Annotated in this window: 16 protein-coding genes; 11 read left to right on the forward strand and 5 right to left on the reverse strand. The window is 65.8% G+C overall.

The genetic code is table 11. The features are described from left to right. Nucleotides 1-78 precede the first annotated feature (78 nt). The 4 genes from RIdsm_RS14360 to RIdsm_RS14375 are packed head-to-tail and all read right to left on the reverse strand — an operon-like array spanning nt 79 to nt 3,972. Nucleotides 79-840: an SDR family NAD(P)-dependent oxidoreductase gene (locus RIdsm_RS14360; protein WP_057816185.1), complete on the reverse strand. Its 762-nt coding sequence runs from the start codon at nt 838-840 to the stop codon at nt 79-81. Then, nucleotides 837-1,766: an SDR family oxidoreductase gene (locus RIdsm_RS14365; protein WP_057816184.1), complete on the reverse strand. Its 930-nt coding sequence runs from the start codon at nt 1,764-1,766 to the stop codon at nt 837-839. The genes RIdsm_RS14360 and RIdsm_RS14365 overlap by 4 nt, the downstream gene beginning before the upstream one ends. Further along, complete coding sequence (locus RIdsm_RS14370) at nt 1,763-2,659, reverse strand: bile acid:sodium symporter family protein (RefSeq protein ID WP_057816210.1); 897 nt, start codon at nt 2,657-2,659, stop codon at nt 1,763-1,765. The genes RIdsm_RS14365 and RIdsm_RS14370 overlap by 4 nt, the downstream gene beginning before the upstream one ends. Continuing rightward, the gene (locus RIdsm_RS14375) at nt 2,656-3,972 is read right to left on the reverse strand and encodes a flavin-containing monooxygenase (protein ID WP_057816183.1); all 1,317 of its coding nucleotides are present in this window, start codon (nt 3,970-3,972) and stop codon (nt 2,656-2,658) included. Before RIdsm_RS14375 ends, RIdsm_RS14370 begins: the two co-directional genes overlap by 4 nt. 60 nt (nt 3,973-4,032) lie before the next feature. On the opposite strand from RIdsm_RS14375, the gene RIdsm_RS14380 reads away from it, so the two are divergent. The 7 genes from RIdsm_RS14380 (at nt 4,033) to RIdsm_RS14410 (ending at nt 8,885) form a co-directional block, all read left to right on the forward strand. Next, on the forward strand, nt 4,033-4,680 hold the full coding sequence (locus RIdsm_RS14380; RefSeq protein WP_057816182.1) for a TetR/AcrR family transcriptional regulator: 648 nt from the start codon (nt 4,033-4,035) through the stop codon (nt 4,678-4,680). A gap of 103 nt (nt 4,681-4,783) precedes the next feature. After that, nucleotides 4,784-5,212, forward strand: a complete 429-nt coding sequence (locus RIdsm_RS14385; protein ID WP_057816181.1) for a c-type cytochrome — start codon at nt 4,784-4,786, stop codon at nt 5,210-5,212. Between the two features lie 62 nt (nt 5,213-5,274). Then, nucleotides 5,275-5,940 carry a rhomboid family intramembrane serine protease gene (locus RIdsm_RS14390; protein WP_057816180.1) on the forward strand — a complete coding sequence of 222 codons (666 nt, stop codon included), beginning with the start codon at nt 5,275-5,277 and terminating at the stop codon, nt 5,938-5,940. A gap of 91 nt (nt 5,941-6,031) precedes the next feature. Beyond that, nucleotides 6,032-6,937, forward strand: coding sequence for an aldo/keto reductase (locus RIdsm_RS14395; RefSeq protein ID WP_177228368.1), 906 nt, complete (start codon nt 6,032-6,034; stop codon nt 6,935-6,937). Then, the gene (locus RIdsm_RS14400; RefSeq protein WP_057816178.1) at nt 6,937-7,605 is read left to right on the forward strand and encodes a DUF6064 family protein; all 669 of its coding nucleotides are present in this window, start codon (nt 6,937-6,939) and stop codon (nt 7,603-7,605) included. The genes RIdsm_RS14395 and RIdsm_RS14400 overlap by 1 nt, the downstream gene beginning before the upstream one ends. A gap of 370 nt (nt 7,606-7,975) precedes the next feature. Continuing rightward, on the forward strand, nt 7,976-8,236 hold the full coding sequence (locus tag RIdsm_RS14405; RefSeq protein ID WP_236553225.1) for a hypothetical protein: 261 nt from the start codon (nt 7,976-7,978) through the stop codon (nt 8,234-8,236). Nucleotides 8,237-8,315: 79 nt separating this feature from the next. Further along, a complete protein-coding gene (locus RIdsm_RS14410) occupies nt 8,316-8,885 on the forward strand; it encodes a hypothetical protein (RefSeq protein WP_236553224.1) in 570 nt (189 codons plus the stop codon). A gap of 27 nt (nt 8,886-8,912) precedes the next feature. Here RIdsm_RS14410 and RIdsm_RS14415 read toward each other — a convergent pair whose 3' ends face one another. Next, nucleotides 8,913-10,424: a bifunctional AfsR/SARP family transcriptional regulator/alpha/beta hydrolase gene (locus tag RIdsm_RS14415; protein ID WP_057816175.1), complete on the reverse strand. Its 1,512-nt coding sequence runs from the start codon at nt 10,422-10,424 to the stop codon at nt 8,913-8,915. Between the two features lie 289 nt (nt 10,425-10,713). On the opposite strand from RIdsm_RS14415, the gene RIdsm_RS14420 reads away from it, so the two are divergent. From RIdsm_RS14420 to RIdsm_RS14435, 4 genes are all read left to right on the forward strand, one after another. Next, the gene (locus RIdsm_RS14420) at nt 10,714-11,331 is read left to right on the forward strand and encodes an STAS domain-containing protein (RefSeq protein WP_057816174.1); all 618 of its coding nucleotides are present in this window, start codon (nt 10,714-10,716) and stop codon (nt 11,329-11,331) included. An 89-nt stretch (nt 11,332-11,420) separates the two neighbouring features. Further along, the gene (locus RIdsm_RS14425; protein WP_057816173.1) at nt 11,421-11,663 is read left to right on the forward strand and encodes a hypothetical protein; all 243 of its coding nucleotides are present in this window, start codon (nt 11,421-11,423) and stop codon (nt 11,661-11,663) included. Next, nucleotides 11,660-12,214: a YgjV family protein gene (locus RIdsm_RS14430; protein ID WP_057816172.1), complete on the forward strand. Its 555-nt coding sequence runs from the start codon at nt 11,660-11,662 to the stop codon at nt 12,212-12,214. Before RIdsm_RS14425 ends, RIdsm_RS14430 begins: the two co-directional genes overlap by 4 nt. Next, complete coding sequence (locus RIdsm_RS14435) at nt 12,184-12,450, forward strand: YjiS-like domain-containing protein (RefSeq protein ID WP_057816171.1); 267 nt, start codon at nt 12,184-12,186, stop codon at nt 12,448-12,450. Before RIdsm_RS14430 ends, RIdsm_RS14435 begins: the two co-directional genes overlap by 31 nt. Nucleotides 12,451-12,541 lie beyond the last annotated feature (91 nt).

Genomic DNA, 12,541 nt, shown 5'->3' on the forward strand with positions numbered 1-12,541 from the left:
TGTATTCTCCCCACTCCGGGCCTGACCCGGGGCCTCTCACCACGCGAGGTCCCGGCTTGGGGCCGGGCCCGACCCGGCTCACCCCTCCCCGCTGATCCGCCGCCGCATCATTCGTTCGTAAAACCCCGGCGCCGCGCGCCTGATCCACCACGACAACCGTGCCACCCGCCCCACCGGAATGAACGTGCGCCCCCGCGCGACGCCCCGCAGGATCACCGCCGCGGCGTCCTCCGGCGACATGTAATCCACGCCATCCGCCGCCGAGCCCGGCCGCACGATCCCGTCCGCCTCGCGCCCGGTATTGCCGATATTCGTCGCCACGAAGCTCGGCGCCGCGATCAGGCAGCGCACCCCATGCGCCAGCTCCTCCGACCTCAGCGAGCCGAAAAACCCCTCCAGCGCATGTTTCGATCCGGCATAGGCCGTGCGGTTCTTCAACGGCGCGAACCCCGCGACCGAAGATATCGCCAGGTGCACGCCCCCGCTCTCCCGCAGAGGCTTCAGAAACGCCCGCGCCATCGCCACGGCAGCGAAATAATTGATCTCGAAAACCCGCCGGTGGCTGGCCTCGTCGCTCTCCGCAAAGGGCCCGATCTGCGACACACCCGCATTATAGATCACCATGTCGATCGAGGGCCGCTCGGCCACCACCGACGCCGCCGCCCGGTTCAGGGCCTCGCTATCCGTCAGGTCCACCTGCACCGGCGTCCGCGTCTCCGACGCCTCCAGACCTTCGGTATTCACATCCATCAGAACGCAATGCCAACCCTCGGCCTCGAGCCGCCCCGCCAGCGCCCGGCCAAGGCCCCCATTGCCACCCGAAATCACCGCCGTCTTCACAGCCCTGCCTCCCGTCGCCAAAGCTCGAACACCTCGGCCGAGCTCAACTCGGGCACGTAGCCGAACACCTCCTTCAGCCGGTCATTGGCCAGCACCGGCCGGTATTGCAGGAACCTGACCTGCTCCGGCCCGTATTGCGTCAGCTCCAGCGGCTTCGCCATCGCCAGCGCCGCTTTCAGCACCCATGCCGGCAGCCGCAGCACCGGCTTTCCCAACATCTTCGCCAGCTCATCCACCGACAGCCAGCCGTCGCCCGCCACGTTGTAGATCCCCGCCGGCCCGTCCGTCGCGGCCCGCTCGACGATCCGCGCCAGGTCCCTGTTCCAGATGAACACGAAGGGGCTGTCGCAGCCGCGAATGGCCAGCAGCCGCTTGCGATGGAAGAGCGCCGTGATCTGGTTCTCGACCCCGGCCCCCAGCACCGTGCCCACCCGCAGCACGACCTGCTCAAGCTCCGGATGAGCCTCACGCGCCTCGGCCAGCATCTCCTCGACCTGCCGCTTGTGATCGGCATAGGCGAACTCGACATTGCCCCGACAGGGCGCCTTTTCCGTCAGTGGCACGGGGTTGTCGGGGTGATAGCCATAGGCCGCCCCCGAGCTTGTCACCACCAGCCGCCTGACGCCGTGTTTCACGCAGGCCTTCAGCACGTTGCGCGTGCCGGTCACGTCGACCGCATGGGCCTGGTCCCGGCTCATCCCCGGCGGCGGCGTCACGACCGAGGCGAGATGCACCACCACCTCCGGCCGCACCTTGCCGATCACCGCGTCCGGGTCGCTCCCCGTCACATCCATCGGCCGGAACGGCACCGCCTCGGGCAGGGTTCCCCGCGCCAGGTCGGTCGCCACCACGTCCTTCGCCGGCAACGCCTCCGCCAAGGCTCGGCCCACCATACCGGCCCCACCGGTGATCAGGATCCGGCTCATCGCGCCGCCTCCGTCCGGCTCATGACAGACGCCAGTGCGATCCCCGATATCGCGTGCCAGATGCCCCACATCGCGGCCACCACGGCCATGCCGCCCAGCCCCCCGAAGAACCCGAAGATCAAGACCAGCCCCAGCCCCGAATTCTGGATCCCCGTCTCGATCGTCACCGACCGCCGGTCAAAGGCCGACAACCCGGTCACCCAGGCCGTCGCATACCCGCCGCCCAATGCCAGCGCATTGTGCAGCACGACCAGCCCGATGATACTGCCGGCATAGGTTAGAAACTGCGTCCAGTTGGCCGCCAGCGCCACCGCCACGAACCCCACGAATATCGCCATCGACAGCCATTGCAACGGCTTCCGCAACCGCCGCGTCACCTCCGGCCGCTTCGTGTTCAGCGTCACCCCCAACACCAGCGGCAACACCAGCATCAGCCCCACCGTCACGGCAATCCTGACCGGGTCGATCTCCGTCGCCCGCAATATCTCCGCCGACGGCCCGTAAAGGCTCCCCCAGAACGCGATATTCAACGGCGTCAACACGATCGCCCCCACCGTCGCCACCCCCGTCATCGACACCGACAACGCCGCGTTCCCCCCGGCCCGATGGGTGATGAAATTCGAGATATTCCCCCCCGGACACGCCGCCACCAATATCAGCCCCAACGCCACCGACGCCTGCGGCTGCACCGCCAGCACCATCAGGAAGGTCAGCACCGGCAGCACGACAAACTGCGAAACGAGCCCCACCACCAACGGCTTCGGCGCCCTCGCCAGCGCCTTGAAATCCTGCGGTTTCAAATCGATCGCGATGGAAAACATCACCACCGCCAGGATCGCGTTCAGCAACGTCAACGACCCCGCCGAAAACTCCAGCACCGCCTCGTCGATCATGCCTTGGCCCCGCCCAGCCGCCTGATCCACCGTCCCACCGCCTTCCGATAGGTCGCCTTGTCCACGTAATACGCCATCCGCGGCAGATCGATATACTCCATCCCCCCCGTCGCCCGCTCGAACCCCCCGGCCTTGGCCTTCTGCAACGCCTCAGCCTCCGAGGACCCGGCCCTCAGCCCCTCGATATACCGCACCACCATCTCGGCCTGCTCGTGCCGCCCCTGCCAGCCCAGCCCCGACGCCTCGACCATGCCCAGCACGAAAAGATCGTCCCGCTCCGGATGCATGCAGTTGAGGTAGAGATGCGGCGCATCCCCCGTCCAGTTCAGCAAGCTGTCATCGATGAACGGATAATCCAGCTTGTACCCGGTCGCCGCCAGAACCATGTCATACTCGGCACGCGTCCCGTCCTTGAAATGCACGGTCCTGCCTTCGAACCGCTCGATATCCGGCCTGATCCGCACATCGCCATGCCCCGCATGATAGAGGATCAGCGAGTTCACCACCGGGTGACTTTCGTAAAGCTTGTAGTCGGGCTTCGGAAACCCGTATTTCTGCGGGTCGCCCACGAACCATTTCAGAATGGTCCCATCCACGATCCGCTTCAGCGCCATCGGCAGCTTGATCGCCCCGCCCAGCGTGTCCGCCGGCTTGCCGAACACATACTTGGGAACGAAATAATACCCCCGCCGCATCGACACGTCACAGGAAACGCCATGATGAATGGCATCCACCGCGATATCACAACCCGAATTCCCGGCCCCGATCACCAGAACCCGCTTGCCCTTGAACTGCTCCGGCTCACGATACGCCGCCGAATGGATCAACTCCCCGGTGAACTCGCCTTCGAAACGCGGCATATTCGGCGTGCTCAGCGTCCCGTTGGCAATCAGAACCCCCGAGAACACCGCCTCATGCTCGCCGTCCTTGTCACGCCACGTCACGCGCCACCCCTCGCCCGACGCCCCCAGCGGCTCACACGACAACACCTCCGCCCCGAACCGGTAATGCCGGTAAAGGTCGAACCGCTCCGCAAACTCCCGGAAATAGCGCTTCATCTCGCGATGCGACGGGTATTCCGCCACCTCGTCGCGCATCGGGAAATCGGCAAACTCCGTCATCCGTTTCGACGAAATCAGATGCGCCGTCTCGTACATGGTCGAGCGCGGGCCATCGATATCCCAAAGCCCGCCCACATCACCGTTCAGCTCAAACCCCTGAAACCCGATCCCGTGCTCAGACAACAACTTGGCCGCAGCCAAACCCATCGGCCCCGCCCCGATCAGGGCAAGCCTTTCGCGCGCGTCACTCATCACGTCCTCCCTATTCACCCTTAACTTGAACATCTGTTCAACTTAAGGCAAGATGTTTTCATGACTCAGGCACAAACCTTTGACACGGCTCGAAAAAGAGCCCCCTCCAAACGGGCGCTCGCCACCCGCAAGCGCGTCTTCGATGCCGCGGAAACCATATTCGCCGACCGGGGATTCGACGGCGCCACCATCCGCGACATCGCCGCCGAAGCGGGCGAGCCGGTGGGCACCATCCACCACCACGGCGGCGGCAAAGAGGCGCTCTTTCACCGCACCGTTGCCCGCCGGGCGGAGCCCCTCTCGAAGGCCCGTCTCGATGCGCTCGCAACACTCCGCAGCACCGGCGACCTCACGCTCGAAACGCTGCTCTCGGCCTTCATGCGCCCCTTTTTCGACCTCTCGAAAGAAGACCCCCGCTGGCGCAACTACGCCCGCATCGTGGCCTATGTCTCGGCCGATGACCGCTGGCGCGCCATCGCGGCGGAATGCTTCGACCCCACGGCCGAAATTTTCCTCGCCGAGATCCTCGCGCTCCGCCCCACCGCCTCGCGACAGCAGGCGGCCGAGGGCTTCGTCTTCTCCGTCTCGGCCATGCTGGCGCTCCTGACCTCGCAGGGCCGCATCGGCGCCCTCGGCCAGAGCCCGGCACGGGACTCCGACCAGCTCGACCACCTGATCCGCTACTGCGCCGCCGGACTTTCCGCCTGAATGCCGCGGCAAACCTCCGCCGCCCGGCCCAGGGTGACCAGATGGACCCCGCCCGAAGCATGGGCTAGCATCGCCCGCAACAAATCCGACCACGGGAGCCCCCATGAGATACGCCCTGATCGCCGCCTGCCTCGCCACCACCGGGTGCATGGCCACCGACCCCGACGTCGCCTCCCGCGACGCGGGCCGCACCCTCTTCGCCGAAGACTGCGCCGCTTGCCACGGCCCCGAGGCCAAGGGCAACGGCCCCCTCGCCGCCGAGCTCGAAACCCAGCCGGCCGACCTCACGAAAATCGCCAGCCGCCGCAACGGCGTCTGGCCCATGCTCGAAATCATGTCGATCGTCGACGGCTACTCGAAACGCACCAACCCGCGTGACGACATGCCCATCATCGTCGGCCTGACCGAGGGGCCGATGATCGATTTCGACAGCGGCAACGGCATCACCCAACAGGTCCCGGCCCGCCTCGTGGCGGTGGTCGAGTACCTCGAAAGCATCCAGTCGCCGCGGCCCACCTCCTACGTGCCCTGACACTTGCGCGATGATCGGCGGGGCGGCATTGTCCTGCCGCCCCGAATGCCTATCTCCCCTGCATGAGCACCGCATCGCCCCAGAACCGCCCGCCGCCCCGCTCTTTCGCCACGCAGCCGGGCGCGCCGGCGTTTCTCTGGGTCCTCGTCGGCATCATGGCCGCCATCGAGCTGGTGCTCAGCCTGTCCGATTCCGGCTATATCGGCGCAAGCGGCCTGCGCTGGCAGGCCTACGCGCTCGGCGCCTTCTGGCAGTCGGTTTTCTCCGGGGCCCTCGCGCCGGCCTATCCGGGCCAGACGGTGGCCATGTTCATCACCCATGCCTTCCTGCATGGCGGGATCATGCACCTTGCGCTCAATTCCGTCATCCTGCTGTCGCTCGGCAAGTTCGTCACCGCACGGGTCGGCGCGGCACGGACTTTGCTGGTGCTCTTCCTCTCCGCGGTGGGCGGTGCGCTGCTCTTCGGTCTGCTTGCCTTCACCGACGCGCCCATGATCGGCGCGTCCGGCGCGGTCTTCGGCCTCGTGGGGCTCTGGCAGGCCGACGAATACCGCATCCGCAAAAGCCGCGGCCTGCCCCTGAAACCGGTCTATACCGCCATCCTCGGCCTTGTTGCGGCGAACGTCGCCTTCTTCGTCATGCTCTCCGGCGGCCTCGCCTGGGAGGCCCACCTCGGCGGCTGGCTCACCGGCGGCCTGGCCGGGCTGGTCCTGCTGCGGGACCGATGACGCACCGACAAAATACCGACGTAATACCGACGTTATACCGACGTTGGATTTTCCGCCAAAACCGGCGCCGGCAGACGATGTGAGAGGCCCCATGCCCATAACCAGAAGGAATATGCTGACAGGCGCCGCGGCGGCCTTCGCCCTGCCCTCCGTGCCGGCCCTTGCCGACACCGCGCCGCTCCGCACCATCCCCTCCACCGGCGCCCGGGTGCCGGCCGTGGGGCTGGGCAGCTGGATCACCTTCAACGTCGGCACCGACCCGGTCCTGCTCGACGCCTGCGCCGAGGTGATCGCCGCCTTCGTCGACGAGGGCGGCGGCATGATCGACTCCTCGCCGATGTACGGCTCGTCTCAGGCAACGATCGGCTATGGGCTGGAAAAACTTAATGATACCAATACAGTATTCCCGACCGACAAGGTCTGGACCAACAACGCCGACATGGGCCCCGAGCAGATCGCGCAAAGCCGCGCGGCCTGGGGCATCGGCCGCTTCGACCTCCTGCAGGTTCACAACCTCGTCGCATGGGAAGCGCATCTCGAAACGCTCTTCGCCATGAAGGAGGAGGGCCGGCTGTCCCATGTCGGCCTCACCACCTCCCACGGCCGCCGCCACGACCTGCTCGAACGGCTGATGCGCGACCATCCGGTCGATACCGTCCAGCTCACCTATAACCTGGCCGACCGGGAAGCCGAAGACCGCCTCCTCCCCCTCGCCCGCGAAAAAGGCATCGCCGTCATCGCCAACCGCCCCTACCGCCGCGGCACCCTCCCCCAACGCCTCCAGGGCCAACCGCTCCCTGATGTTGCCCGCGATCTGGAGGTCGATACCTGGCCGCAACTCCTGCTTAAATTCATCCTCTCCCACCCGGCGCTGACCGTCGCGATCCCCGCGACCACGCAGGTCGCCCATGTGCGCGAGAACAAGGCCGCTGCGCGCGGCCCCATGCCCGACGCCGAGATGCGCCGCCGGATCGTCGCGCATTTCCAGACCCTCTGATGCGCGAGTGGCTCACCTACAGCCTGTCGGACATGCTTCTTTTTTCCGAGCAGGTCTACTGGCGGCTCTTCACGCTCGAGAACGCGGAACTCTGGCCCATGCCGCTGCTGGCGCCGCTGGCGTTCCTTGTGGCGTTGGCACTCCACAACCGCCGTCCAACCGGCGGTCTGCGCCTGCTTCTCGCGCTTCTGGCACTGTCATGGTTCTCGGTCGGGTCGAACTTCATCATGCAGCGCTACGCCCCGATCAACTGGGCGATGAGCTACGCCGGCCCGATCTTCTTCCTTCAGGCCATCGCCTATGCCGTCATGGCCTTCCTCGGGCCCGCCCACGGGAAGGTTTCCCCGGGAGAGATCAAGGCGGGCTATGCCCTGATCCTTGCGGGCACCCTGGTCTATCCCCTCCTCGCACTGCTGCGGGGCCGATCGCTTGCCGACGCGGAAATCGCCGGCATCGCCCCGGATCCGACGGCGCTTGTCAGCCTTGGCGTGGCTGTCCTGAGCACCGGGCGCTGGCACAGGCGCGTCGGTCTGGTCGTGCCCTGCCTCTGGCTGGCCCAGAGCAGTCTGACACTCTACGTCCTGAACGGTCCTGCCGCGCTGGCGCCAGGCCTCGCGCTCGCGGCCGGTCTTGCCTGCCTGGCCCTCACCCCGCGACGCCCGGCCTGAGCCAGACGGAGTCGCGCTCTGTCAGGACGGAACGGTCACGGATGATCAACGGCCCCTGACCTGGTTCAAAACACGGCTCGCGGGTCATAAGCCGGCCCTTGCCGATGCGGCATGTCGGAACTTGAAAAAAATACCCCGGCCGCGCTAACACGGCAGGGGCTAACTTTTTGAAATATCGGGAACGCCACCACTCACGAAGCTGTCCCCGGTTCGAAAAGTTATCCAGGCCATCAAAATTGTCAACATGACAATTTTGATGGCCGCCAGGAACTGAATTCGCGTGATGCATTGTCTTCAACCGAATTATCGGTTTGATATAGGTATGAACAGGATTTCTGCACTCTTCGAACTGCGATGCATACTGCGCGACATGGAGCGCGACATCGGCCTGCAAGAACTTTCCGCGACGGAAATGGATGTCTTCCTGGCAGCGCACGCCGTGGCCGAAAGGGGAGACCGGGAAAATCCCGTCACATCCGACCAGATTCGCCAGCACCAGCTTGTTTCGAATCTCGCCCAGGCCACCTATCACCGGGCGTTGCGATCGCTCCTGAAACTGGGCCTGCTGGAAAAGGCGCAGGGCTACAAATCCCGGATGTATGTCGTCCGCAGCGATATTGCCGACCCGTGACCTGCGCTGACCCGCCCGGGTGGCCCGGTGACACGGTGCCGCGCCAGCCCGGGAATGACACCGAACCGGAGTGTCATGCTTGACCTACCTGCTCATCGTTCTCGCCTACGTCTTCTGCCACGGGCTGACATCGCTCGTGGTGACGCCCGTTCAAAGCATCCTACTGCCTGAAATCACCATGTTCGCAAGCCTGATATACCTGCCCCACGGGGTCAGGGTGCTGGCGAGCTGGGCGTCGGGCTGGAAGGCGATCCCGACGCTCTTCATCGGCGCCGGCCTCGCGTCCTGGCTGTTCACCCCGGCCGACGAGTGGGACATGGTTCAAGGCATGATGCTGGAAAGCCTGTTCGTGGGCGCCATATCCGCCTATTTCGCTTTCGAATTGCTGCGGCTCTTCGGCTGCGACTTCTACTTCGGCAGCCAGCGGCGCCTGAACTGGAAAGGGATGATCCTGATCGGGGCGATCTCTTCCGTCGTGAACTCTGTGGGCCAGACGCTGGTCTTCTCCGGCGTCATCGCCTTCGAGAGGTTCGCCCAGATCCTGATCATCTACGCCATCGGCGACCTGATCGGGCTGGTGATCTGCATGTTCGCCCTGATGTTCCTCTTTCGCTGGGTGCGCGGCTACAGCTTGGCAAAGCGCCGCTAAACAGCCGAAAGCAGGCCAGGCCCGCGCCTAGATCCCCGTCTCTTCCATGAACTGCGCCACCGCTTTCAGGCCCTCCTGCCACGCCGGTTCGCTGTCGAGCAGGATGTGATTCCGGCTCTCGAGCGGCACGAAATGCGCCCCCGGAATACCCGACGCCAGCGCCCGCCCCATTTCCAGCGGAATGCGCTGATCATACCGCGAATGCAGCACGATGGTGGGCACCTTCACCTCCTTCAGCCGATGGCGCACGTCGATCTGGCCAAATGCCTCCTGGAAGCGCGCGGCATTCGCGGGCGAGGCCGTCTTGCGCTGGAAATCGTCGAACCACGCAAGGTCTTCGGCGCTCGCATCCGGCATGAAGGTCTGGGAGAAGATATGGCGATAGGCCGGGTTGTCGGTGCCCCAGCCCACCTCGGTCAGTTTCAGCACCGCCTCGCGCCGCGCCTGTTCCTCCTCGCTGGCAAGATGGCGCCAGCCCGCGGCATAGCCACTGACCAGGATCAGCCCGCTCACCCGCTCCGGATGGCGCACCGCATATTCCACCGAGACGGCACAGCCCTGCGAAATGCCGAGCAGCGGAAACCGCTCGAGCCCCAGACAATCAGCAACCGCCTCCAGGTCTTCCACGAAGGCGTCAAAGGTCAGCTCTTTCACATCCCAGTCCGAAAGCCCGCTTCCGCGCTCATCGTAGCGGATGAATGTCCGCGTCCGGGCGATGGTACCGAAGGTCTTTCCCCAGATCGGGCTGTCCCAGTCAAACTCCAGATGGTTGAGCCAATTCGCGGCTTTCAGCAGCGGCGGTCCGGACCCGATGGTCGCATAGGCGATCTTGGTCCCGTCGGGGACCTCGCAGAACCCGATTCTCTGGGCCCTCAAGGCGCGGCGCTTCGGGCTGGGTTTCGGCCCGCGCGGCGTGTCCTCCGACGCGGTTTTCCGAGGCTGGGCCTGCTTCCGGTCATACTCCTCCGCCGCGTCCGGGTCGGCCTCGCGCCAAAGCCGGCGCCACTTCTTCGCCTTCAGCGCCGGCATACTCTCGTGGGTGGCGAGACGGCGCAGCACTTCGACCTGGGCCGCGCGGGCATCTTCCCGTTCCGAGGTCAGCCAGCCCTCGAACCCCTCGTCGCCAGCGCCATCCAGCCCGTCGAGCAGGGTCATGTCGAGATCGGCCGCCATCCGCTCCAGCTCGGCAACAGAGAACTCGGCCTCCGGCCGGCGCAACGCCGTGTAAAGGTCGCGCAGGTCGATCACAGCGCCCTCCGCGTCGAACCACACCCGCTCGCGATCCGCGATGATCCGCAGGCGCTCGGGCGTGTCCACGACCTTGCGCAGCTTGCTCAGCGACCAGCGCAGGGCCGCTTTCGGGTCGTCGGGCAGATCCCAGAACAGCTCGCACAGCCGTTCGCGCCGGTGCGGCCGCCCGGTCGTGACCAGAAACGCCAGAAGCGCCCGCGCCTTCTTCGACGCCGGCAAAGAGGTTCTCTCGCCCCGTCGTGATACCTGCAATTCTCCGAACAACGAGATTTCGAGGTCCTGTTCCACCTCAGTGTCCCTTTCACTCAATCCGATCCGGCCCGCGTCCGGCCGGAAAGCCTCCACCCATTCATGTCGTACAATGAGTGTCGGCCAGTTGCTCAATCAATTTCCGCATGCAAGCCCCGGCCGCCTGTCAAAAGCCGGGGATCGCCCAAAAACAACGCTTCGGATCCGGCAATACCACCCTCGTTACAACGCTCGCTCCAACGGTACGTCCCCAGATGAGCGCAATCCAGACTACCGCAACCGGAGACTCAAAGTGAACACCAAGTCCTTGCCGGGTTTATCCGACCCGATGCACATTTCGATTACCACCCTCGACGACATCCTGGTCGCCGAACTCTCGGGCGCGCTGACCTGCATGGCCGCAGGGCCCGTTTATGACGCCCTCGTGCGCCATGTCGACGAAACGGCCTGCCGGCTGATCGTGGACATGTCGGGCGTCACCCGCCTGACCCGCGCCGGGGTGCGCGGCCTGGTCGTGGCGGCCAAGCTGTGCGTGACACATGGCGGCAAGATGCGGATCTGCGGGGCCGACGCCTCGGCCACGCTGCTGCTCACCAGCCTCGGCTTCCGCCATATCCTGAAGCTCGAGCCCAGCGTCGAGGCCGCCGTCATGGCGCTTGGCGACACGGCCGACACAGCTGGTGCGGGCGTCGCCCCCGTGCCCGAAAACTGGCCGGACGGCAGTGTCACCCGAACCCAGTTCGCCGAGATCAACCGCGTCGAACATGCCCGCTACCTGATCGCCGAGGCCGAGCTTCCGTTCGAATTCGTCGCGCGCACCTGCGGCTTCGACAGCGCCAAGGCGATGGGCTGCGCCTTTCTCCGCCACCTGGGCATTCCGCCCAGCTATTTCGCCGAACGCGCCGCTACCGCCCGCGAGATGTCCCGCGTGCAGATGACCGGCTAACGCCGGCCCCACCCCCAGAAGGCAGGCGCCCGCCCGCATGAACGGGCCCGCGTGCCGCCCCCTTCGCAAAACCCGAAAGGAACGAACCGATGGCTATCAGCCGCATTGGGGCGGTGCCCCGTCCCACCCGTTTTTCCCCGGCACGCCGCCCGACCCTGCTGCGCCTGCTTCTGCGCACGGTCCTTCTGTGGCGTGGCGATATCAAGACCGCCCGCGACCGCGCCGGCTTTGTCGCCCTGCCCGATCACACGCTGCGAGATATCGGCGTCACGCGACATTCCATCCTTGAGGCGGACTCCCACGATCGCACCGCGCGGAGGGCCCGATCATGATCACCGGCTTACTTCCGCAGGATCTGCCGACCCTGCTGACGGGCCTCGCGGCGGCGACCTGCCTGACGGCCGCCCCGGCCTGCCGCAGCCGCCATGCCATCCTCTTGGTGCAACTGGCCGCCGGCCTGTTCTTCGCGGCGCATTATCTCTGCCTCGGCCTCAGCGGCGGTGCGCTTGCGAACATCCTGGGCTCCGTCCAGACCGCGGCCGCCATCTTCGCCACGCGCAGTGCCGCGATGAACAGGCTGGGCTACGGGCTGATCGGGCTGATGGTCATCCTCGCCCTTGCCTTCTGGCAGGGGCCGGTCACCATGCTCAGCATCCTCGCCATGGCGCTGATCTCGCTCGGGCGGATGCAGACCGACGAACGCCACCTGCGTGCCCTTGTCATCGCCGGGGGCGGCTTCTGGGTCATCCACGACGTCATCGGCCAGGCGTGGATCGCACTGGCCGCAGATATCGGTGCCCTTGCGGTGGGCATCGCGGCGCTCATGGCGCTGACAGTACGTGTCCGCATCGAATGGCGGCCCGCCGCCCTTCCAACAATCTGAAAACCAAAACCAAGCTCGACCTGAAAGGAAAGACCATGCATGTCCAAACCACTGAACTTCTGCCGAAGACCACTCGACTCGGCGCCACACCGGACCATACGGTTCTGCGGCGCCCCCTGCAGCTGCTTGCCGACCACCTGCGCCGCCGGCGTCACATGCGACACCTCGAAAGCCTGCCCGATTACCTGCTCCGCGACATCGGCCTGACCCGTGCCGAGATCAGGAAAATCGCCTGACCCGCCATCGGCCCCGGCCGTCCGGCCGGGGGCCTGTCGTGGCGTCCTCGAAAAGGACCGCCACGGCATTGGGCAACCCCGCACAATCCGC

This window comes from Roseovarius indicus (assembly GCF_008728195.1).
Taxonomy (GTDB): Bacteria; Pseudomonadota; Alphaproteobacteria; order Rhodobacterales; family Rhodobacteraceae; genus Roseovarius; species Roseovarius indicus.